At 54.3% G+C, this 22,579-nt stretch carries 20 protein-coding genes and 1 tRNA gene; 19 read left to right on the top strand and 2 right to left on the bottom strand.

From position 1 onward, the window contains the following. Positions 1 to 106 precede the first annotated feature (106 nt). From KP806_RS09700 to rdgB, 3 genes are all read left to right on the top strand, one after another. Entirely contained in the window at positions 107 to 1,162 is a 1,056-nt protein-coding gene (locus tag KP806_RS09700; RefSeq protein ID WP_224723380.1) for a GerMN domain-containing protein, read from the top strand. A 186-nt stretch (positions 1,163 to 1,348) separates the two neighbouring features. Then, the gene (gene rph, locus KP806_RS09695) at positions 1,349 to 2,086 is read left to right on the top strand and encodes a ribonuclease PH (RefSeq protein WP_224723379.1); all 738 of its coding nucleotides are present in this window, start codon (positions 1,349 to 1,351) and stop codon (positions 2,084 to 2,086) included. Between the two features lie 6 nt (positions 2,087 to 2,092). Then, positions 2,093 to 2,755, top strand: coding sequence for an RdgB/HAM1 family non-canonical purine NTP pyrophosphatase (gene rdgB / locus KP806_RS09690; protein WP_224723378.1), 663 nt, complete (start codon positions 2,093 to 2,095; stop codon positions 2,753 to 2,755). A gap of 150 nt (positions 2,756 to 2,905) precedes the next feature. Here the strand turns inward: rdgB and asnB are convergent, their stop codons facing one another. Beyond that, on the bottom strand, positions 2,906 to 4,750 hold the full coding sequence (asnB, locus tag KP806_RS09685; protein WP_224723377.1) for an asparagine synthase (glutamine-hydrolyzing): 1,845 nt from the start codon (positions 4,748 to 4,750) through the stop codon (positions 2,906 to 2,908). 142 nt (positions 4,751 to 4,892) lie between these two features. Between asnB and KP806_RS09680 the strand changes: the two genes are divergently transcribed. Continuing rightward, positions 4,893 to 5,228, top strand: a complete 336-nt coding sequence (locus tag KP806_RS09680; RefSeq protein WP_224723376.1) for a hypothetical protein — start codon at positions 4,893 to 4,895, stop codon at positions 5,226 to 5,228. 185 nt (positions 5,229 to 5,413) lie between these two features. On the opposite strand, the gene KP806_RS09675 is transcribed toward KP806_RS09680, so the two are convergent. Then, positions 5,414 to 5,490 (bottom strand) — tRNA-Arg (locus KP806_RS09675). A gap of 210 nt (positions 5,491 to 5,700) precedes the next feature. On the opposite strand from KP806_RS09675, the gene KP806_RS09670 reads away from it, so the two are divergent. The 15 genes from KP806_RS09670 (at position 5,701) to hemC (ending at position 22,579) form a co-directional block, all read left to right on the top strand. After that, positions 5,701 to 6,600 (top strand): hypothetical protein, encoded by a 900-nt coding sequence (locus KP806_RS09670; protein ID WP_224723375.1) that lies wholly within the window; start codon positions 5,701 to 5,703, stop codon positions 6,598 to 6,600. 88 nt (positions 6,601 to 6,688) lie between these two features. Continuing rightward, positions 6,689 to 7,978, top strand: a complete 1,290-nt coding sequence (tig, locus tag KP806_RS09665; RefSeq protein ID WP_224723374.1) for a trigger factor — start codon at positions 6,689 to 6,691, stop codon at positions 7,976 to 7,978. Positions 7,979 to 8,204: 226 nt separating this feature from the next. Continuing rightward, a complete protein-coding gene (clpP, locus tag KP806_RS09660) occupies positions 8,205 to 8,798 on the top strand; it encodes an ATP-dependent Clp endopeptidase proteolytic subunit ClpP (protein WP_224723373.1) in 594 nt (197 codons plus the stop codon). Positions 8,799 to 8,814: 16 nt separating this feature from the next. Beyond that, complete coding sequence (gene clpX, locus KP806_RS09655; protein WP_224723372.1) at positions 8,815 to 10,071, top strand: ATP-dependent protease ATP-binding subunit ClpX; 1,257 nt, start codon at positions 8,815 to 8,817, stop codon at positions 10,069 to 10,071. Positions 10,072 to 10,164: 93 nt separating this feature from the next. Then, a complete protein-coding gene (ispG, locus tag KP806_RS09650; RefSeq protein ID WP_224723371.1) occupies positions 10,165 to 11,274 on the top strand; it encodes a flavodoxin-dependent (E)-4-hydroxy-3-methylbut-2-enyl-diphosphate synthase in 1,110 nt (369 codons plus the stop codon). Positions 11,275 to 11,504: 230 nt separating this feature from the next. Beyond that, on the top strand, positions 11,505 to 13,211 hold the full coding sequence (gene lonB, locus KP806_RS09645; protein WP_224723370.1) for an ATP-dependent protease LonB: 1,707 nt from the start codon (positions 11,505 to 11,507) through the stop codon (positions 13,209 to 13,211). Between the two features lie 37 nt (positions 13,212 to 13,248). Next, the gene (gene lon / locus KP806_RS09640; protein WP_224723369.1) at positions 13,249 to 15,618 is read left to right on the top strand and encodes an endopeptidase La; all 2,370 of its coding nucleotides are present in this window, start codon (positions 13,249 to 13,251) and stop codon (positions 15,616 to 15,618) included. Further along, positions 15,615 to 16,202, top strand: coding sequence for a ribosome biogenesis GTP-binding protein YihA/YsxC (yihA, locus tag KP806_RS09635; protein WP_224723368.1), 588 nt, complete (start codon positions 15,615 to 15,617; stop codon positions 16,200 to 16,202). The genes lon and yihA overlap by 4 nt, the downstream gene beginning before the upstream one ends. Before the next feature lie 192 nt (positions 16,203 to 16,394). Further along, the gene (locus KP806_RS09630; protein WP_224723367.1) at positions 16,395 to 16,985 is read left to right on the top strand and encodes a non-ribosomal peptide synthetase module; all 591 of its coding nucleotides are present in this window, start codon (positions 16,395 to 16,397) and stop codon (positions 16,983 to 16,985) included. 174 nt (positions 16,986 to 17,159) lie between these two features. Continuing rightward, entirely contained in the window at positions 17,160 to 17,834 is a 675-nt protein-coding gene (locus KP806_RS09625; RefSeq protein ID WP_224723366.1) for a YjgB family protein, read from the top strand. 281 nt (positions 17,835 to 18,115) lie between these two features. Continuing rightward, positions 18,116 to 18,514 carry an adenosylmethionine decarboxylase gene (speD, locus tag KP806_RS09620; RefSeq protein WP_224723365.1) on the top strand — a complete coding sequence of 133 codons (399 nt, stop codon included), beginning with the start codon at positions 18,116 to 18,118 and terminating at the stop codon, positions 18,512 to 18,514. Positions 18,515 to 18,712: 198 nt separating this feature from the next. Next, positions 18,713 to 20,095 carry a glutamyl-tRNA reductase gene (gene hemA, locus KP806_RS09615; RefSeq protein WP_224723364.1) on the top strand — a complete coding sequence of 461 codons (1,383 nt, stop codon included), beginning with the start codon at positions 18,713 to 18,715 and terminating at the stop codon, positions 20,093 to 20,095. Positions 20,096 to 20,118: 23 nt separating this feature from the next. Continuing rightward, a complete protein-coding gene (ccsA, locus tag KP806_RS09610; RefSeq protein WP_224723363.1) occupies positions 20,119 to 20,931 on the top strand; it encodes a cytochrome c biogenesis protein CcsA in 813 nt (270 codons plus the stop codon). 32 nt (positions 20,932 to 20,963) lie between these two features. Beyond that, positions 20,964 to 21,608 carry a precorrin-2 dehydrogenase/sirohydrochlorin ferrochelatase family protein gene (locus KP806_RS09605; protein ID WP_224723362.1) on the top strand — a complete coding sequence of 215 codons (645 nt, stop codon included), beginning with the start codon at positions 20,964 to 20,966 and terminating at the stop codon, positions 21,606 to 21,608. Beyond that, positions 21,608 to 22,579, top strand: coding sequence for a hydroxymethylbilane synthase (hemC, locus tag KP806_RS09600; protein WP_224723361.1), 972 nt, complete (start codon positions 21,608 to 21,610; stop codon positions 22,577 to 22,579). Before KP806_RS09605 ends, hemC begins: the two co-directional genes overlap by 1 nt.

The following is a 22,579-nucleotide window of genomic DNA, read 5'->3' as shown; positions in this document are numbered from 1 at the left end:
TGGACAAAACTGGTCTAAAACAAAGAAGGGCTCGTATACATAGTACTACAAATAGTGAGTTGTACAAAGCCGCCAGGCAAAACTAGATTAGGGAGGAAAGAACAATATGGTTCAAAAGAGATGGATTAGGGGTGCTTTACTTACAGGTGTATTGGCATTGCCTATCTTTACGGCGGGCTGCGGGCTGTTCTCCCAAGAGACAAGCCAGTCGATCGATCCGCCGCAGGTCGAGATCCAGGACGGCACGGAAGGCGCCGAAACCGGACAGGCTGACGTACAGGGCCAAGGAACGCATATGACGGTTTATCTGGAGGACCATAACGGCTATCTGGCTCCGATCTCCCTGCAGACGACGGTTGGCGCGAACGAGCAGGCGGCGCAAAAGGCGCTGGAGATGATGGTCGAGAACGGCTCGTATGCGGACCAGCTGCCGAAGGATTTCCGGGCGATGATTCCACAGGGCACGCAAATAAAAAAATATACGTACGACAAGGAACAGAAGCTGGCGATCGTCGACTTCTCGGAGCCTTTCACCAACTATAGCGCACAAGACGAGCGCAAAATCGTCGAAGCCATTACCTGGACCCTTACGGCAGTACCGGGCATCGAGCAGGTGGAAATTTGGCACGAGGGCGTCAAGCTGACGGAAATGCCTGAGGACGGCTACCCGCTGGACGAGCCGCTTACAAGGAAGGCGGTCGGCATTAATATCGAAACCGCCGAAGGCGTCAATTATTCCCGTTCGACGCCGGTTACCTTGTATTTCTCTGCACAGACCGCAGACGACGTGCAATATTACGTGCCGGTTACGCGGCTGGTCAACCGTTCGGATTCGCCGGCTCAGGCGGCTTTGGAGCAGCTGATTGCCGGTCCGCTTAACCAGAAAGAGTTGACAAGCGTTATTTTGCCCGATGTGATCGTGAAAAATATCGCCCAGGAGGGAGATGTAGTTACGGTTGACCTCGAGGATGAATTTTATGAGGAAGGGCAGAAGCTGCCTTCGGAAATGCTGCAGGCTCTCGTCCTTTCCGTCACGGAAAATACCGGAGCGACAACGGTGCAAATCAAGCTGAACGGCGAAGCTAACGTCGTTGACGACAAGGACAACTCCTACACCGAGCCTGTAGGCCGTCCGGCGCACGTGAACGCGATTAAATCGTAAGCCAGCCGAGCAGGCATGCCTGCTCCGAAGGGGGAGACGAACGTCTCCTTCTTTTTTTGCTTTTTTCGGGCTTTGGATGCAATTCAAGGATGACTTTGGTAAAATGGGTAAGATTGTGATTAGAGGTTTTATGGACAGGCTGATTACCTTGCCATGCATATCGAGAAGCTCAGGAGGAAAACAGGCATGAGAAATGACGGTCGTCAAACCAACCAGCTGCGGCCGGTAACGATAACGACAGGCGTAAACAAATATGCGGAGGGCTCGGTTCTGATCGAGGTCGGAGACACGAAGGTGCTCTGTACCGCAAGCGTGGAGGAGCGGGTTCCTCCTTTCATGAAAGGACAGGGAAAAGGCTGGGTCACGGCCGAATACGCCATGCTTCCGCGCGCTACCCATTCGCGCAACATCCGTGAGGCCGCCAAGGGCAAGCTGGGCGGACGCACGATGGAAATTCAGCGGCTGATCGGGCGCGCCCTGCGTTCGGTCGTCGACTTGCATGCGCTCGGCGAGCGTACGATTACGCTGGATTGCGACGTCATCCAGGCCGACGGCGGCACGCGCACGACCTCCATCACGGGGGCGTTTATCGCGCTTACGCTGGCCGTCAATAAAATTGCGGAAAAAACGGCATTCGCCAAGTATCCGATCACGGATTTTCTGGCTTCGGTAAGCGTAGGCGTCATCGGGGACAAGCCGATGCTTGACCTGAATTACGAAGAGGACTCCAAGGCGAAGGTCGATATGAACGTGGTGATGACCGGCAGCGGCAAGTTCGTGGAGGTTCAAGGGACGGGCGAGGAGGCTCCTTTTTCGCGCGACGAGCTGAATTCACTGCTGGCGCTAGGGGAAGAAGGCATTGCGGCGCTGGTTGTGAAGCAGCGCGAGGCGCTTGGCGTCCACGCGAACCGGATCGGAGGGTAAGCGGGGATGGCGGAGAAAGCTGTAAAGAGCGGCGAAACGGTCGTCATCGCGACCAAGAACGCCGGCAAGGTAAAGGAGTTCGACCATGCGCTCCGGAAGCTGGGCAAAGCAGCGGCGAGCCTGCTTGATTATCCGCAAATTCCGGACATCGTCGAGGACGGCGACACGTTTGCAGCCAATGCGCGCATCAAGGCGAAGACGGCCGGCGACGCCCTTGGCGTGAAGGTGCTGGCCGACGACTCCGGGCTGCGCGTCGAGGCGCTGAACGGGGAGCCGGGTGTCTATTCCGCTCGCTACGCGGGCGAAGGCGCAACGGATGCGGAGAATAACGCGAAGCTGATCGCCGAGCTTAATCGGCTGAAGGAGGAAGGGCGGCTTAAGCCGCTCGGCGTACTGGAGGACGGCTCGGCCATGCTCAGCGGGGCGCAGTTCGTCTGCGCTCTGGCCCTCTACGATCCGGCGACGGGACATTTCGTCGAAGCCGAGGGAACGGTGGGCGGCCTTATTACGGACCGTCCGCACGGCTCCGGCGGATTCGGATACGATCCGCATTTCTGGCTTCCGCAGCTGAAGCGCGGCATGGCGGAGCTGACGAAGGAGGAGAAGCAGCAGATCAGCCACCGTGGCGATGCGCTCGGCAAGCTGCTGCCTCTGTTTCAGGACGCGTAAAGGAATATTTTTTCATTAAAAAGCCCTCATCCGGCATAGGACCGCGGCAGCGGAACGAACCGGATGTGGGCTTTTGTTTTAAAGATATAAGAAAGGATAAGTTTCACTCCTATACCGACGCCTATATCTCACCGCGAAACGTAAGCTGGATCAGACGATTTCGACCTTGTAGCGCTTCAGCCACAGATTAACCTGATACAAATAAGCGAATAGCTGCGGACCCGACATCAGCTGGCCGAACCACGGAATGTTCGAGCTGGCCGTACTGGATTCGGCAAGCTCTTTGACCTTCTGCACATTGATAAGCGGAAGGAGAGGGGAGCCGGGGTCGTTCAGCACGTCGAGCAGCAGTCCTTTGACCGCAGCGAGGTAATTCGGGTTGTGGGTTTTCGGGTAAGGGCTTTTTTTGCGGGTCAGGACGTCGTCCGGAAGCACGCCGCGCAGCGCTTTGCGCAAAATGCCTTTCTCCCTGTCACCCGACGTTTTGATCTCCCACGGGATGTTCCAGACGTATTCGACGAGCCGGTGGTCGCAGAACGGGACCCGCACCTCCAGCCCGGCTGCCATGCTCATCCGGTCCTTACGGTCGAGAAGCGTCGGCATGAACCTCGTAATGTTCAAATAAGACATTTGACGCATTTTGCGCAGCTGCCCGATTTCCCCGTCCGGATGAGGCACTTCGGCAATCGCCTGAGCGTACCTGTCTCCGATGTAATCGAGCGGCTTGATCCATTTGGCTACGTCTGGAGCCAGCAGATCGGCGCGCATGGCCGAGGCGAGCGACCACGGGAAGGTATCGGCATTCAGCGCTTCCTCCCGGTGAAACCAAGGATAACCGCCGAAAATTTCGTCAGCCGCTTCCCCCGATATAGCGACGGTTGCGTCCTTTTTGATCTCGTGGCAGAACAGCAGCAGCGACGCGTCGACATCGGCCATGCCGGGCAAATCACGGGCAAAGGTCGCTGCATCGAGGGCGCCGACGAGCTCGGGCGTGTCGAATTGGACGGGATGATGAACCGTGCCGAGATGGGTCGTCATACGCTGGATCCACGGGGCGTCGCTGTTCGGCTGGAAGGCGTGCGCCTTGAAGTTTTTGTCGTTATCCTTGTAATCGACGGAATACGTGTGGACGCTGCCCTGGCCGTTCTGGTTGTAATAATTAACGGCAAGCGTCGTCAAGGCGCTGGAGTCCAGACCGCCCGACAGCAGCGTGCACACCGGCACATCCGATACGAGCTGCCTTTCTACCGTATCCTTCAGAAGCTCCCGGACATGCTCCGCCGTCTCCTCCACATTCTGATTGTGCGGGCTGCTCTCCAGCTGCCAATACGTAACCGTCCTGATGCCGGAACGGCTTACCGTCAAGCAGCGGCCGGGACGCAGCTCCTGAATCTGCTTATAGACGCCGTGGCCGGGCGTGCGCGCGGGACCGAGAATAAAAATTTCAGCCAGTCCCTCCGCCCCGACCTCGGGCTTGACCGCAGGATGGGCCAGGATGCACTTTTGCTCCGATCCGAAAATAAAAAGACCGTCCTGCGTGCTGTAGAACAGCGGCTTAACGCCCAAACGGTCGCGTGCCAGAAACAGCTCGCTTGCGGACGCATCCCATATCGCGAATGCGAAGATGCCGTTAAACCGCTCGACACAAGCCTTTCCCCATTCCATATACGCTACCAGCAAAACTTCCGTATCGCAGTTCGTCGTGAACGTTCTTCCCCTGCTTTCGAGTTCCTTGCGCAGCTCGAGCGCGTTATATAGCTCGCCGTTATAGACTACGACGTATTTGTCGTCGCCCGTATGGCGAATCATCGGCTGTGCTCCGTTCTCGGGATCGATAACGGACAAGCGGCGGTGTCCGAGCGCGCAATGCGCCGATATCCACGTGCCGGAAGCGTCGGGACCGCGCGGTGCGAGCGTGTCGGTCATCTTCTCTAAGCTTTTGCTCTGCTTGGTCAGATCACGGTGCCAGTCGATCCAGCCGGTAATTCCACACATCGTTCTCATTCCTCTCTTTTGCTGGTCTCAAGTTGCGATAATATCGTTATATGCTGAAAAAAGGGATAAAATGTCTGTCCGACGGGGGATGCTAGAACAGGCCGATAAAAGCGAGAGCGGCAGGAAAGGGGTATAGCCGAAGATGGTAATTGGCAACGAAACGGAGCACAGCGATTGGAGAACGTATTATGTGTCCGTCCAGGCGGGACAAATACTTGAGGACCGGCAGGCGGCGGCATACGAGCTGGAGGTCCGCTTAAACGGGAGAGAGCATACCAAGCTGAGGGAGCTGTTCGACGAGCTTTCCAGCATGGACGAGGCGCAGACGTTCCATTTCGTGCATACGCCGTACGGCACGGCAAGCGACGGCGAAATGAATGCCGGCTACGACGGTATTATTCAGAGCATATACAGGAAGCTGTACGAGCATGGAACCGACGACACAAAGCGCCATATCGAATCGATGGGCGTGCTGTAAAATCGGAGCTCCGGATAAATGACAGGCTGACCCTGCGAACCGATGCGGAGTCAGCCTTTTTGGCCGTAACAAGGTCTAAAAGGCCTATGCCTATTTACCGGGCAGACAGACCGGATGCACAAAAAACCTCCAAAACTTTGTTTATCAAAGTTCTGGAGGTATGCATTGTCATTTCATAAAATAAATGGCGTCCCGGGAGGGATTCGAACCCCCGACCGACGCCTTAGAAGGGCGTTGCTCTATCCAGCTGAGCTACCGGGACACAAGTAAGAATATACCACATGGGATTGATAATGCGCAAGCCCAAATTGAAATATTTTTTAGCCGGCAGGCGACTTTTGTTTTTTCTTTTGCAAGGACATGGTATAATCGATCGCAAGATCGGACAGACGAACAAACGGCGAGACCATAAGGCGGTGTTACCATAACGACTCCCAACGACACAAAAGGAGACAACAAAGACAACGTTTATTTGTTCCCCAGCATGCTGGACCATTATCAAATCCAGCTCACCCGTATGCTGGAGGCGGAGCAGTACGGGGAGGCCAAGGAGCTGCTGCGGTTTCTGCTGCAATGCCAGGGCGAGGACGCAAGGCATTACGAAGAATGGGACAGCCTGCTGACCTGGCTCGACATGGCTTTTCCCGAAAGCGGAGGCGGGGAGTCGGGTGCGCGGGCGGCGGAGAGCGGCGAGGAAGAGGACGAGGCGGCACTTCGCGAGCAGCTGCTGAATCCGCCCGAGCAGGATGAAGCCTACATCAATCAAGTGCTGTACATTATGCAGCATCATCCGATGATCGATCAGCAGATCCTGGCGCTTGAACGTGCAGCGTACATACAAAGTCCGGATATCGATGATGAGATCAAGACGTGGCTGCTGAGCGCAGAGGTGCATCCGGTCGTTCAATTCAAGGCTCTTCAATGCCTGCGCAGAAGAGGGGCTTCCGGCAGCCTGACGCTTGACCGGCTGGGTGAGACGGTCGAGCTGGAACTGGAGGAGACGCCGCTGTCGATGGACGAATTCCCGGAGCCCGTCAGCCGGATTGTCGAGAGAACGGAACAGACGGCGGAGGTCGACGATCCGACTTTGCCGCATTTTGCAAGGGAGCTCTGGAAGGAAAGCCTCCAATTTTTGTATGGAACGGCTGCTTACAGATGGATGCTCAGGGACGACGAGGGCACGATCGACTGCTTCGCCGCGGCGCTGCATTTGACGCTGCTGCTCACGGTTTACGGGACCGCGAACGACGACGATATCCGCGATACATACGGCATTACCGAGCCGCTCCGCTTCAGGTATGAGCAAGCTTGCCGCGCTCTTCGGCAGGTGGCCGCCCTTCAGCAATCGGGGGATCATGAACCCCAGTCTTGAAATGGTTGTCTATCTTGATTATAATAGAATGGTTTATGAAACGTGAAAACTAGTAATGCATGCGCATTTTCGGAGGGGAAGGCATAAAATGAAAGCAACTTGGGAAAAAATAGACAAGAACATCGTGTCGATCGACGTGGAGGTAGAAGCGGAGAAAGTCGCAGGTGCTCTTGATCAAGCATTTAAGAAAGTCGTTCAGAAGGTTAACGTTCCGGGATTCCGTAAAGGCAAAGTGCCGCGCGGCATTTTTGAATCGCGCTTCGGTGTGGAAAGCCTGTATCAGGATGCAATCGACATCCTGCTGCCTGACGCTTACACGAACGCGGTAAGAGAAAGCAACATTGAGCCGGTCGACCGTCCTGAGATTGACGTTGAGCAATTCGCGAAAGGCCAAGTTTTCAAATTCAAGGCTAAGGTTGTCGTTAAGCCTGAAGTGACTTTGGGCGAGTACAAAGGACTTGAGGTTGAAGCTGCAACTGCAGAAGTTACGGATGAGGAAGTAAACGCCGAGCTGGAGCGTCTGCAGCAGCGTCATGCAGAGCTTACCGTCATCGAGGAAGGCGCGGCAGAGAACGGCGACATCACCGTTATCGATTTCGACGGCTATGTCGACGGCGAGCAATTCGAAGGCGGAGCAAGCGAGCGTTATTCTCTTGAGCTGGGTTCGGGCTCGTTCATTCCAGGCTTCGAAGAGCAAGTAGTAGGCATGCAAATCGGCGACTTCAAGGACGTAGAAGTAACGTTCCCTGAGAGCTACCACGCCGAGCACCTGGCAGGCAAGCCAGCCGTGTTCAAGGTGAAGCTGCATGAAATCAAACGCAAATCCCTTCCAGCTCTTGACGACGAGTTCGCCAAAGACGTAAGCGAGTTCGATACGCTTGAAGAGTACAAGCAGGATCTTACAGTTAAGCTGAAAGAGCGCAAGGAGAAGGAAGCTGAGCAAGCGCGCGAGTCCGCAATCGTTGAGAAAGCTACTTCCGCCGCTGAGGTTGAAATTCCGGAGCCGATGATCGTTTCCGAAACGGACTACATGATCCGCGACTTCGAGAACCGCCTCAAAATGCAAGGAATGAACATGGAGCTTTACTACCAGTTCTCCGGCCAGAACGAAGCCGTTCTCCGCGAGCAAATGCGCGGCGACGCCGAGAAGCGCGTTCGCAACAACCTGGTGCTAGAAGCGATCGCCAAAGCTGAAGGCATTACTGCAGGCGAAGAAGATTTGAACGAAGAGCTTGAGAAGCTGTCCCAATCCTACAACCGTCCTGCTGCCGAGCTGCGCGACATCTTCGCGAAAAACGGCAACCTTCTCAGCCTGCTGGAGGATCTGACGCTCCGCAAAACGATCAAATTCCTGATCGACAACAGCAAAGCGGTTTAATCGCTCACATAACGAATTAAATAATTGGCTTCACCCGGGATAAGGCACGTTCGATACGTGCCTTATTTTGACCTTACATATCAGCTTCAGCTTGATCGGGAGACGAATCTCCGTACATATCGAACGACCGTCGCCGTATAATGTATTATCGGAAAAATGACATCATTACGATGACGTGTTACAATAAGTAAGTATCTAAAGCCATAAACGAAAAGAGGTTGGTCGCATGAATCTAGTACCGATCGTAGTCGAACAAACAAACCGTGGGGAACGTTCCTACGATATTTATTCCCGATTGCTGAAGGATCGTATTATCTTCCTGGGAAGTGCAATTGACGATGACGTTGCGAATTCGGTCATTGCACAGCTGCTGTTTCTGGCGGCCGACGATCCGGAGAAGGACATACACCTGTATATTAACTCTCCCGGCGGCTCTGTAACGGCGGGGATGGGTATTTACGATACGATGCAATATATTAAGCCGGAAGTGTCCACGATTTGCATGGGCATGGCTGCAAGCATGGGCTCGCTGCTGCTGACTGCCGGTGCGAAGGGCAAGCGTTTCGCGCTTCCTAACGCGGAGGTTATGATTCATCAGCCGCTTGGCGGCGTGCGCGGCCAAGCTTCCGATATCAAGATCCATGCGGATTGGATTTTGAAGACGAAACAAAAGCTGAACCAGATCTATGTGGAGCGCACCGGACAGCCTTATGAGAAAATCGACCGCGATACCGACCGTGACAATTTCATGAGCGCGGAAGAGGCCCTTGCCTACGGTTTGATTGACAAGGTGATAACGGCACCGGTATCGACGATTTAATCGAAGGGGTGATCAGATGTTTAAATTCAACGACGAAAAAGGCCAGCTGAAATGCTCGTTCTGCGGCAAATCGCAGGATCAGGTACGTAAGCTCGTAGCCGGTCCAGGCGTCTATATATGCGATGAGTGTATCGAGCTTTGCACGGAAATCGTGGAAGAGGAGCTCGGCAACGAGGAAGAGCTCGATCTGAAGGACATTCCGAAGCCGAAGGATATCCGCGCCATTCTGGATTCCTACGTCATCGGCCAGGAGTTCGCCAAGAAGTCGCTGTCCGTAGCGGTTTACAACCACTACAAACGGATTAACTCGGGCAGCAAGATCGAGGATGTCGAGCTGCAGAAGAGCAATATTTTGCTGCTGGGTCCTACGGGATCGGGTAAAACCTTGCTTGCGCAGACGATGGCCAAAATTTTGAACGTACCGTTCGCCATTGCGGATGCAACCTCGCTTACGGAAGCGGGTTACGTCGGTGAAGACGTCGAGAATATTTTGCTTAAGCTTATTCAAGCGGCGGATTACGATGTGGAGAAAGCCGAGCGCGGCATCATTTATATCGACGAAATCGATAAAGTGGCCCGCAAATCCGAGAACCCGTCGATTACTCGCGACGTTTCCGGGGAAGGCGTGCAGCAGGCCCTTCTCAAAATTTTGGAAGGCACGGTTGCTTCCGTTCCGCCTCAAGGCGGCCGCAAGCACCCGCACCAGGAGTTTATCCAAATCGATACGACGAACATTTTGTTCATTTGCGGCGGCGCGTTCGACGGCCTGGAATCGCTGATCAAACGCCGTATCGGCAAGAAGGTCATCGGCTTTAACTCTACCGGCGAAGTGCAAAAGGACTTGAAGCCGGGCGAATATTTGTCGATGGTACTGCCTGAGGATTTGCTCAAATTCGGCCTGATTCCCGAATTTGTAGGACGTCTGCCTGTTATCTCTACGCTGGAGCCGCTTGACGAGCCGGCACTCGTTCGGATCTTATCCGAACCGAAGAACGCTCTAGTGAAGCAGTACCAGAAGCTGCTGGAGATGGATAACGTTAAGCTCGATTTCGAGCCGGCTGCGCTCGACGCGATCGCGAAGGAAGCGATTAAGCGCAATACCGGCGCGCGCGGACTTCGTGCGATTATCGAAGGCATCATGCTTGAGGTGATGTACGAGGTGCCGTCCCGCGACGACGTGAGCACTTGCCTTATTACGGAGCAATCCGTCAAGGACAAAATCATGCCGGAGCTGGCTGCCAAGAAAGGCAAGAAGAAGGAAGAGAGCGCCTAACCATTATTTAGCACCGTCAATGTTTCCACCCTTGCCAGCGGCTTAGGCCGCTTGGTCAGGGTGGACTTTGACGTTCATGGGAGAGATCTGCTTATGTATTTACGTCAAGATACGGTACCGGTAAGAGTCGGCGATTTGACGATCGGCGGCAGCAACGAAGTGATCATTCAAAGCATGTGTACGACCAAGACGGCGGATGTGGAGGCGACGGTTGCGGAAATTTTGCGGTTGGAGGAAGCGGGCTGTCAAATCGTCCGGGTAACCGTCAATAACAAGGAAGCGGCCGAGGCGATCAAAGAAATTAAATCCCGCATTCATATTCCGCTTGTTGCGGACATTCATTTCGATTACAGGCTGGCGCTCATGGCCATCGAGAACGGTGTCGACAAGGTCCGGATCAATCCGGGCAATATCGGGCGCCGCGAACGCGTAGAGGCTGTCGTCAAAGCTTGCAAGGATAAAGGAATTCCGATTCGTATCGGCGTCAATGCCGGATCGCTGGAAAACCATTTGCTTGAGAAGTACGGCTATCCGACTCCGGAAGCGATGGTGGAGAGCGCCTTGTTCCATATCGGCATTCTGGAAGAGCTTGATTTCCACGATATTATCGTCTCGCTCAAAGCCTCCGACGTGCCGATGGCGATTGCCGCTTACAGCATGGCAGCGGAGAAGATCAAATATCCGCTTCACCTTGGCATCACGGAAGCGGGTACGCTCCATACCGGCACGATCAAAAGCTCCGCCGGTATTGGCGCGCTGCTCTCCATGGGCATCGGCAACACGGTCCGCATCAGCTTAAGCGCCGATCCGGTCGAAGAGGTCAAGGTCGCTCGCGAGCTGCTCAAGACGTTCGGGCTGATTACGAATGCGGCAACGCTCGTATCCTGTCCGACTTGCGGCCGGCTTGATATCGATCTGTTCTCGATCGCCAACGAGGTGGAGGACTACATCGCGAAGATCAAGGTGCCGATCAAGGTTTCTGTGCTCGGCTGCGCGGTTAACGGTCCCGGCGAGGCCCGCGAGGCCGATATCGGCATTGCCGGTGCGCGCGGCGAGGGAATGCTGTTCCGTTATGGCGAGATGATCCGCAAGGTGCCGGAGGCGGAGCTGCTGAACGAGCTCAAGAAGGAAATCGATGAAATCGTGCGCGTGTTTGAAGCGACAGGGGAAATTCCCGGCCGCAAGCACCATACCCCGGCTTAAAAGGGCACCAACACTAAAGAGGTTTGCTTCCGTCTTCAAGAGACGGAAGCAAACCTCTTTTTTCATTCTCTTTCCACTCGTACATCCTTTTGGATATTCTTCATCAGGAAAAAAAGCGAGGAAGCGGTTATTCCTACTACCAGGGGGGAATACTACCAATTATGCAGATTGACTGGCTGGCCCCGAAGAAGGAAGGCTACAACCGTTTACGCTGAGAGGAGCGGAGGAAAATGAGTTTAAGTGTAGTGTTAATGCTGATTCAGGTGTTTTTTGCCGTCGTGATCGGTTTGTATTTCTGGAATTTGCTGCGGAACCAAAAGACAAACCGCTCTGCGGTTGACCGCGAATCGCGCAAGGAAATGGATAAGCTCCGGAAGCAAAGGAGCGTTTCACTGACCAAGCCGCTGGCGGAAAAAACGAGACCGCAGGCCATGCAGGACATCGTCGGGCAGCGGGACGGCCTGCGCGCGTTAAAGGCTGCGCTTTGCAGCGCGAATCCTCAGCATGTTATTATTTACGGACCGCCGGGCGTCGGTAAAACCGCAGCGGCGCGCGTCGTGCTGGAGGAAGCGAAAAAAAATCCTTCATCGCCGTTTCTGCCGGAAGCCAAATTTACGGAAATTGATGCGACGACCGCCAGATTTGACGAACGGGGCATCGCCGACCCGCTGATCGGCTCCGTTCATGACCCGATTTACCAGGGTGCGGGAGCGATGGGGGTGGCGGGAATTCCGCAGCCGAAGCCGGGCGCCGTTACGAAGGCTCACGGCGGTATTTTGTTTATCGACGAAATTGGTGAATTGCATCCGGTCCAAATGAATAAATTGTTAAAGGTACTCGAGGACCGCAAGGTGTTTTTGGAGAGCGCGTATTATAACTCGGAGGATTCGAACATTCCGGTTTATATTCATGATATTTTCCAAAACGGCCTGCCTGCCGATTTCCGTCTGGTCGGTGCGACAACCCGTTCGCCGCAGGAAATTCCTCCGGCGATCCGCTCCCGCTGCATGGAGGTGTTCTTCCGTCCCTTGCTTGCAGAAGAAATCGGCCTTGTAGCGGAAAACGCCGTGAAGAAAATCGGCTTCGGCCCATGCCCCGAGGCAATTGAGGTCGTAAAAAAATACGCGACGAACGGCCGCGAAGCCGTGAACGTCATTCAGCTTGCAGCAGGCGTCGCGTTGTCCGAGAAACGCGACAGCATTTTAGCCGCCGATATCGAGTGGGTCGTCAACAGCAGTCAAATCCCGCCGAGGCCGGACCGCAAGGTGCCGGAGTCGCCGCAAATCGGTTTCGTGAACGGTCTCGCCGTATACGGGCCGAACATGGGTACGCTGCTCGAGATTGAAGTAAGCGCCATTGCGTCTGCTCCGGGTCTCGGCAATTTTACGATTACCGGGGTCGTGGATGAAGAGGAGCTCGGCGGCGGCGGCTCGCGCACGCTGCGGCGGAAAAGCATGGCGAAGGGTTCGGTTGAGAACGTGCTGACCGTGCTTCGCCGTATCGGCCTTAACACGCAGGATTACGATCTGCATATCAACTTCCCTGGCGGCACGCCGATCGACGGTCCGTCCGCCGGCATTGCGATGGCTACTGCGATTACTTCTGCGGTAAAAGGCATTCCGGTCGACAACAGGCTGGCGATGACGGGCGAGGTGGGGATCCACGGCAACGTGAAGCCTGTAGGCGGCGTCTTGGCCAAGGTTGAAGCTGCTTTTCAAGCCGGCGCGAAGCAGGTCATCATTCCTCGTGAAAACTGGCAAGCCGTATTCGCGGATCTGGAAGGGCTGAAGGTCATCCCGGTCGATAAGGTGGAGGAAGTGTTCGCCCATGTATTTCCGGAGTCGGGCGTCGTGGCCGAGGAAGCGGAGCCGCAAACGGCATCCGAATTATTTATCGCTCCGAATGTTAGCTATTTGCAGGCAGATTCAGTAGAATGATAATATGATGTAGACGTTAACAATTGGAGGTGCTGGAGTGGGACCTAATAAGTTGAAAGGTCGTCGGCTGCCCTTGCTACCGCTGAGAGGGCTACTCGTTTATCCCAGCATGGTGCTCCACCTAGATGTGGGAAGGGACAAATCGGTGCGGGCGCTGGAGCGTTCGATGGTCGAAGATCATATGATTTTGCTGTGCTCGCAGTCGGAAGTGAACATTGAAGAGCCGACGGAAGAGGATATTTACAAGGTCGGAACGATCGCCAAGGTTCGGCAAATGCTTAAGCTTCCGAACGGCACGATCCGTGTGCTGGTTGAAGGCGTCGTCCGCGCGGAGATTTTGGATTATTTGCCGAATGACGAATTTTACGAAGTGTCGGCCAAGGAGCTGCCTGAGCAGGAGACGGACGATCCCGAGGTGGACGCGCTGATGCGCTCCGTCCTGAACCAATTTGAGCATTATATCTCGCTTTCGAAGAAGGTGACCCCGGAGACGCTCGCGGCGGTTTCGGATATTGACGATCCGGGCAGGCTTGCCGATGTAATCACCAGCCACCTGTCTCTCAAAATCAAGGATAAGCAGGATATTTTGGAGACGATCGACGTCGGTATGCGGCTGGAGAAGCTTCTCGACATTCTCAATAACGAGCGCGAGGTGCTGGAGCTCGAACGCAAAATAAACCAGCGCGTCAAGAAGCAGATGGAGAAGACGCAGAAGGAATATTATTTGCGCGAGCAGATGAAGGCGATCCAGAAGGAGCTCGGCGAGAAGGAAGGCCGCGCGGGAGAAGTCGAAGAGCTGCGCAGCCAGCTTCAGGAAGCGGGTGTTCCCGAGCAGGTGAAGGAGAAGATCGAGAAGGAAATCGACCGGCTGGAGAAAATGCCGTCCACGTCCGCGGAAGGCGGCGTCATCCGCAATTATATCGATTGGCTGCTCTCGCTTCCATGGAATAAGCAGACGGAGGATGACCTAAGCATCAGCAAGGCGGAGGCCGTTCTCGACGAAGATCACTACGGATTGGAAAAGCCGAAGGAGCGGGTGCTTGAATATTTGGCCGTTCAGCAGCTCGTCAAGCAGCTTAAGGGGCCGATTCTCTGTCTGGTCGGGCCGCCGGGCGTCGGCAAGACGTCGCTTGCGCGCTCCATCGCGAAGTCGCTCGGCAGGAAGTTTGTCCGCATATCGCTGGGCGGCGTACGCGACGAAGCGGAAATCCGCGGCCACAGGCGCACCTACGTCGGCGCGATGCCGGGCAGAATCATTCAAGGGATGAAGACGGCGGGCTCGAATAATCCGGTCTTTTTGCTTGACGAAATCGATAAGATGGCAATGGACTTCCGCGGGGATCCGGCTTCGGCGCTTTTGGAGGTTCTTGATCCGGAGCAGAACAATACGTTCAGCGACCACTTTGTCGAGGTTCCGTTCAATTTATCCAACGTCATGTTCGTGACGACCGCGAATGCGATGCACAATATTCCGCGTCCGCTGCTTGACCGGATGGAAGTGCTGTACATTCCGGGCTACACGGAGCTCGAGAAGCTGCAGATCGGATCGCGTTATTTGCTGCCGAAGCAGAAGAAGGAGCACGGGCTCGCCGAAGAGCAGCTGAGCATGAATGACGAGGTGCTGCTGCAGCTCATCCGCGAGTATACGCGTGAATCGGGCGTGCGTAACCTTGAGCAGCAAATCGCGGCCGTATGCCGGAAGGCGGCCAAGCATTTCGTCTCCCGCGAAGAAGAAGGGACCGCCGAGCCGCTTGAGGTGGATGCCGCTTTGCTGAAGGAATGGCTCGGTCCGGCTAAGTTCCGGTACGGTCAGGCCGAAAGCGAGAACCAGATTGGAGCCGTCACCGGTCTTGCGTGGACGGAAGTGGGCGGCGATACGCTGGTGATCGAGGTCACGGTTATGCCGGGCAGCGGAAAGCTGACCTTGACTGGCAAGCTGGGCGACGTCATGAAGGAATCCGCACAGGCAGCCTTCAGCTATACGCGCTCAAAAGCGCTGGAGCTGGGCATCGATCCGGCCTTCCACGAGAAGAACGATATTCATATTCACATACCGGAAGGGGCTATTCCGAAGGATGGGCCATCCGCGGGCATTACGATCGCAACGGCACTTATTTCGGCTCTTACGAACCGTTACGTATCCAAGGAAGTGGCCATGACGGGAGAAATAACGCTTAGAGGCCGCGTCCTGCCGATCGGCGGCTTGAAGGAGAAATCGCTAGCTGCGCATCGCGCGGGCATACGCAAAGTGCTGCTGCCAAAGGACAATGAACGGGATTTGCGGGATATACCCGACAGCGTAGCCAAAGAGATGCAATTTATTCCTGTCGGACATATGGATGAAGTGCTGCAGCATGCGCTGCTTCCGGTACAAACGGAGGAGAAGGCAGGTACGACGATTTTATGAAGATTACAGAAGCACAGTTTGTCATCAGCGCGGTAAAGCCGCATCAATATCCTGAGGACGCCTTGCCGGAGATCGCTCTGGCAGGGCGTTCCAATGTTGGGAAATCATCATTGATTAATAAATTGATTTTACGCAAAAACCTGGCCAGGACGAGCTCCCAGCCAGGCAAAACGCAGCAGCTCAACTACTACCGCGTCAACGACATGGTATATCTCGTGGACTTTCCAGGATACGGCTATGCCAAGGTGTCCAAAACGCAGCGGGAGCAGTTCGGGGAAATGATTGAGCAGTATATCCGGGACCGCGAGCCGTTGAAGCTTCAGCTCCTGGTCATCGATATCCGCCACGAGCCGTCCAAGCAGGACCAGCAAATGTACCACTGGCTTAAGCATTATGAAATTCCGACCTGCATCGTCGCAACGAAGGCGGACAAAATTCCGAGGTCGAAATGGGACAAGCATATTAAAATGGTTAAAACGACGCTGGAGGCCGATCCCCGCGATCCCGTCGTCCTGTTTTCCTCTGAAACGGGGCTTGGGCGGGAGCAGCTTTGGGAGGTTATTTCGGAAGCGATTGCTACATGAGGCAGAAAGTGCAGCAAGTTCTTATATAAAGCAGAGGATATAGCGAATAATCCGGCTTTCCTCGTGAATTCCTCCGTTTTTTTGTGGAATTTGCGAAAATTTCGGAGCTGGCCGGCAGGAATAAAATGTTTCGATCACGTATAATATACTTAAGACAAAAAGGTGCAAGTTTAAAGAATTGAGGAGATTTTTATGGCTAAGCGGCTAGCCACAGAGTATGTAAATGCCAAACTGCAATTAACGAATGATGAGATGGCTAAGTTTATCAGGTTGTTTGAAGAGCAGCAGCTTCGCCTTGAGGTATTAGTGCTCGATAACGGAAACCATGAGCTTGTTCTCGAAGACGTAGCAGGGAGGGAAGAAGTCCGACTGACATTTGAACGTCAACAAGACTATTTTGTGTGCGTACTTTCTTGCCGGCTTGTTGGGCCAAGGCTGACCAATGCGATGCGCAAAGCGGTATCTGCTTTCCGCGGCAGCGCGACCGTCAATCGAATCTACAGTCATTATACGATGATCTATCATTATATGAACGGCACAGTCATGAAAATCGTGGAAAGCACCAAATCGGGCAACCGGGTTGTGTTCGAATTCAAGGATACGCTTGGCCAGCTTGAACGCGTTTTCCGCAGCCGACTGATCGAAAGAGAAATCGGTCTCGTCAACAGCGCGGTAAATGAGCTGCTGGACCTTCGCAATCAGACGAAGGACGCAACCGAGATCGCCAAAATCGACGAACGCCTGACCGAATTGACCCGCAAATTATTTGTACTAGAAGCTTGATAAGCATGGCATAGACGCAAGGGGAGCCGCCAATCGCGGCTTCTCTTTTTTTATTGCTATAGGAATATCTTTCGGCGGCAGGTGCAACTTATCGGGCGCTGCAGCTGTCAGTAACAAGGAAGCGGACTTGCGCTCGCTTTAAAATCAAAGAGTTGCATAAGGAGTGACGCATCTATGACGAACAGGACAAGACGATTTCGCCAGCTTACCGCGGGCATCCTGCTCGCGCTTGCGATGGCGTTGACGGCATGCAGTGAAGGAAATACCGGAGGCGGGCAGACCGCAAAGCCGCAGACGGAGGCGCCGGACGTAACGCCGACCACCGAAGCGTCGCCGCAGTCTAGCGGCAGCGCGCTAGGCGCTGCGGAGGAAGCCGGACAGGAAGACGGCCAGGAGGGCGGGCAAGAGACAGGCGGACAGGAATGGACGGTCGGCTCGCTGGTCGAGCTTGCCAAGCAGGGAAAGGTGCCGGGCTGCTCCTACGCTGCGCATACGGCGCTGTACGATGACATCGAAAAAGCATGGGGCAAAGCCGACCGGAACGAATCGGCGGGTAAAGGCATGTATGCCACATATGAGGACAAAGGAATCACCTTCGGCTATAACAAAGGGATGATCGTCTTCGATGTCAGGTCGTATGCGGAGGAGCTGCATGTCATTACGCTGGAGGACATCGAAGCCGCGCTCGGCAAGGCGGATGAAACGACGGTTAACGGATCCGACGATATTTACACGTACGAAGTTAACGGTCAGTTTCAGTTGAAATTCATTATCCCGGAAGCTGGCGGGGGAGTGGGACATATCTCCGTTTTCAGCCCGCAGGACGCCAAAAATAATATGGCCGGATAACGGATCGTCCTGTCGCGTAATAAGCGATATCGACATACATTAAAGACGGAGCAGGCGCAGGGATGCCAATTCACACCTGCTCAAAAAAAAGGGTTGCAATTATCGGCGATAGATGTTATTTTTATTCTCGTTGAAAACATTGTTGTGAAAATAATAGGAACCAGGATTCACTCAGGACATTGTTATGTTGCGAGAGATTAATCCCTCGAGAAGTGAATGACGTAGGTCCTAGCGGATGAAATTTTTCAAACATTTTATTCCTAGGAAGGGGGAACCGAAAGATGGAATACTCAACTTTCGGAAGACACGTTGCTGTTGATACTTGGGGTGTAGACTTTGATCTACTGAACAGCGCTGAATTTTTGCAATCACACATGGTAGAGGCTGCTGAAGCGTGCGGAGCTACTGTATTGTCAGTTCAAGCAAAACAATTCGACCCTCAAGGAGCAACTGTTCTCGTACTGCTCTCGGAGAGTCACCTCTCGATTCATACGTATCCTGAGAAGGGCTTTGCCGCACTTGACTGTTACACTTGCGGAGAGACTGTTGATCCTCAGCTTGCGATCGATTACATGCTTTCCGTATTGAAGCCGAAAGCGACTTACGCGAAGAAGCTTGTGCGCGGTATGGGCGAACTGCAAGTGGAAGAACCGAAAATGAAGCAAACCGAGCTCGTCTAAGAGCTATAACCGAACGTGTTATTGCGAAATAACCATGGATTTCATCCATGGTTATTTCTTTGCATGAAAAGGGAATAATGATTATTAATTTTTCAAACATTATTCATAAATGAGCATTTTCTGAATGTCGAACTATGCTATAATAATCGCAGACATCAAAGGTTGTACGGACTAGAGAAAGGGGGCAGGTGACCGCGCATGCACATCATATCAGTAGGTCTGAATTATCGTACGGCTCCCGTTGAAGTAAGAGAACAGTTCGCGTTCGCGGAACGGGATTTGCCTGAAGCGTTGAATCAGCTCATCCAGACGAAAAGCATCATGGAATGTGTCATTGTCGCGACCTGCAATCGGACGGAGATCTATGCTGTTGTAGACAGGCATCATTTGTGCGGACACTATATTCGCTCTTTTATGGAGAAATGGTTCAAGCTGCCGAGGGATCGGTTTACGAATCATTTATATATGTACGAGGATGACAAGGCGATCGAGCATTTATTCCGCGTAACGAGCGGACTCGATTCGATGGTCATTGGGGAAACGCAAATTTTGGGCCAGGTGAAAACCGCTTTTCTTCTTGCCCAGCAGCAGAAGACGACGGGGACTTTGTTCAATATGCTGTTCAAGCAGGCGCTGACGATGGCCAAGCGTGCCCATACCGAGACGACGATCGGCGAATCGGCCGTATCGGTAAGCTATGCGGCGGTAGAGCTGGGCAAACGCATATTCGGCCAATTCAGCAAGAAGACGGTTATGGTTATCGGAGCCGGCGAAACCGGGGAGCTGACTGCGAAGCATCTGTATGCGAACGGGGCGGAACGGGTTATCGTCGTCAACCGCACGTACGAGCGTGCCGTCACTCTGGCGGACAAGTTCGGAGGCGTAGCATGGTCTCTTGAGGAAGCGGTCGATAAGCTGCACGAAGCCGATATTATTATCAGCTCCACCGGCTCGGACAGCTACGTGCTGACGCGCCAGAAGGTTGCGGCTGCGATGCAGCGGCGCAAGGCTAAGCCTTTGTTCATGGTCGACATTGCGGTTCCGCGGGATTTGGACCCTTCGATCGCGGCAGTCGATAATGTGTTTCTGTATGATATCGACGACTTGGAGGGCATTGTGGAGAGCAATTTGGAGCACCGTCGCCGGGAGGCCGCCAAAATCGAAGCGATGATCAGCGAAGAAATGGAATTGTTCGAGCAATGGTACAAGACGCTCGGCGTCGTTCCTTTGATCCGGGCCCTGCAGACGAAAGCGGCGGACGTTCACGAGGAAACGATGAAGAGTCTGACGAACAAGCTCCCCGACTTGGACGAGCATGAGCTCAAGGTAATCCGCAAGCTGACCAAAAGCATCGTGAACCAAATGATGCAGGATCCGATTTTGCGGATTAAGGAAATGGCCGGAGAGAAGCGCGCCGACGAAGCGATGGACATGTTCGTTAAGCTGTTCGCGCTGGAAGATCAGCTTGCCAAATCGCGCCAGGCGGAGCTTGACGCGGCAGCAGAATCTGTTGTTGCAGCAAAAAAGAAAAACGTTCAACCCCATGCAGCTGCTGTGGCATTAGCACCTATTACAAGATAAAGGGCCGCGAATGTGGAGGAGCTATGGTGACTCAAAGCTTGATATATGATGCGATACTTTATATTTACGCCCTGAGCCTGCTGTTTTATTTTTCCGACTTTATGAACGCCAGTCGGAAAGCGAAACGGATGGGTACAGGGCTGCTTATTTTTGTTTGGGTTTTGCAGACCGGCTATCTGGTTTACCGGATGATTACCCATTTGCAGTCGGTGAACGTAACGCCATTCGAATATTGGTTAGGGTTCTCTTGGCTGCTCGTTACGATTTCGCTCGTCATCAGCCGGTTTATCAAAATCGATTTTGTCGTTTTTTTCGTCAACGTCGTCGGGTTTGCGGTATTGGCTTTGAATTTGCACAGCAGTACCGGCGCCGGAGAATCGCTTGAATTATGGAAAACGACAAGGGAGCTGCTTTATATACATATCAGTCTCGTGCTTTGCGCGTACGCGGCTTTGACGCTCGGCGCCTTATTCGCTTCCATGTATCTGTTTTTGCACAGCCAGTTAAAACGGAAGCGCTGGTCCAGCTTTGTCCGCCGGCTGCCGAGTCTGGACCTGATTGAGAGATACGGGGACAGAGCCGTTATTGTGGGAGTCCCGCTGCTGGCGATGTCGCTTGCCATCGCGGTAACCTCCCTGCTGGTGGAGGGAAGAGCCTCGCTGTTGTTTGACTGGAAGGTGCTGACGTCGTTTGCGGCTTTGATCATGTATGTGATTTATGTGTATCAGAGAGCGATGCTGAAGCGGACCGGTCCGCAGCTGGCCAGGCTGTATATCGCCGCATTCGGCATGCTGGCGTTAAATCTGGTTTCGAACTATTTCTCGTCGTTTCATTAAGCGGCTAAAATCCGGATGTGGGGGCAACAGGCATGAATGGATATTATCCGGCGGTTCTTCAGCTTCGCGGCAGGCGCTGCGTCGTAATTGGCGGAGGGGCGGTCGCGCAGCGGAAAATCCGGGGCCTGCTTGAAGCGGGAGCCGACGATATCGTCGTCGTCAGCCCTCAGGTGACACATTCTATAGCCCGGCTTGCGGAGGAGGGGGCGATCACCGTTCAGCTGCGGGGTTTTGAGCAGACGGATATCGCAGGCGCCCGGCTCGTATTTGCGGCAACGGACGACGGCGGACTGAACGAATCGATAGCCGCGTCGTGCGATAAGCTGGGCATTCTGGTTAATGCGGCGGACGATTCCGGGCACAGCTCTTTTATTTCGCCTTCGGTCGTACGGCGGGGGGATTTGCTGCTGGCGGTTACCGCATCGGGCGCCAGCCCGGCGCTATCCCGTCAGATCAAGGCTGAGCTGGAAAGCCGGTACGGTCCAAATTATGAAGCGCTGACGGCGCGGCTAAGGCGCTTGCGCGAACGCGTTCTCGGCACGGTGCTGGACGAGCGCGACAGGCAGCTTGTGCTTCAGCTGGCCGCCGAGGAGGCCGCGCAGCAAGACAGAATACACTTCGACATCGATGAATGGCTGCAAAGCTTGCTTCATCGGATTGACAGGAGGCATAAATAATGGCGAAAGCAGCAAGTGGACAACGTGTAATTGTAGTGGGAACAAGGCAAAGCGCGCTGGCATTGACTCAGACGGGTCAAGTAATTGACGATCTGAAGGAAATCTGCGACAAGCACGGCTTCGACTATACGTTTGAAATTAAAAAAATCGTAACGAAGGGCGACCGGATTCTCGACGTTACTTTGTCCAAGGTCGGCGGCAAGGGACTTTTCGTGAAGGAAATCGAGCAGGCGCTCATAGACGGCGATATCGACATGGCCGTCCACAGTATGAAGGATATGCCGTTCGAGCTGCCGGAGGGTCTGATCAACGGTTCGACTCCGAAGCGGGTTGACCCGACCGATTGCCTGGTAACCCGTGAAGGCGGGGGACTTGCGGATCTGCCTATCGGCGCCCGAGTAGGCACGAGCAGCCTGCGCCGCTCCTCCCAGCTGAAGCATGCAAGACCGGATTTGCGGCTTGAATCTATCCGCGGCAATATCGATTCCCGGATCCGTAAGCTGGAGACGGAAGGACTGGACGCGATCGTGCTGGCATCCGCAGGCATGACCCGGATGGGCTGGAGGGAAAAAATTTCGTCCGTCGTGCCAACCGATGTTTGCCTCCCGGCTGTCGGACAAGGCGCTCTCGGCATTGAGTGCAGGGAGAACGATCCGGAAATCCGCGAGCTGCTGGCGCTGTATAACGATAAGGAAACGGAGCTGGCCGTCCGTGCGGAGAGAAGCTTTCTGGGCGCGTTGAACGGAGGCTGCCAGGTTCCGATCGGTGCCTACTGCGTCGTCCGCGAATCTGCGGAAAGCGGCTCCGGCGAGCGTCAGCTCGTTATGACCGGCATGGTCGGCTCGCCTGACGGCAGCCTGATCTTGAAGGAAGAAAAGCGGGGAACGGATCCGGAGCAGCTGGGCCGGGACGTAGCCGCTGTATTAATAGAACGGGGAGCCGACCGCATTTTGGCGGACATTGGGGGATAA

The sequence above is a fragment of the Paenibacillus vietnamensis genome (assembly GCF_020169515.1).
Classification (GTDB): Bacteria; Bacillota; Bacilli; order Paenibacillales; family Paenibacillaceae; genus Pristimantibacillus; species Pristimantibacillus vietnamensis.
This window is presented reverse-complemented; position numbering and strand designations above follow the sequence as displayed.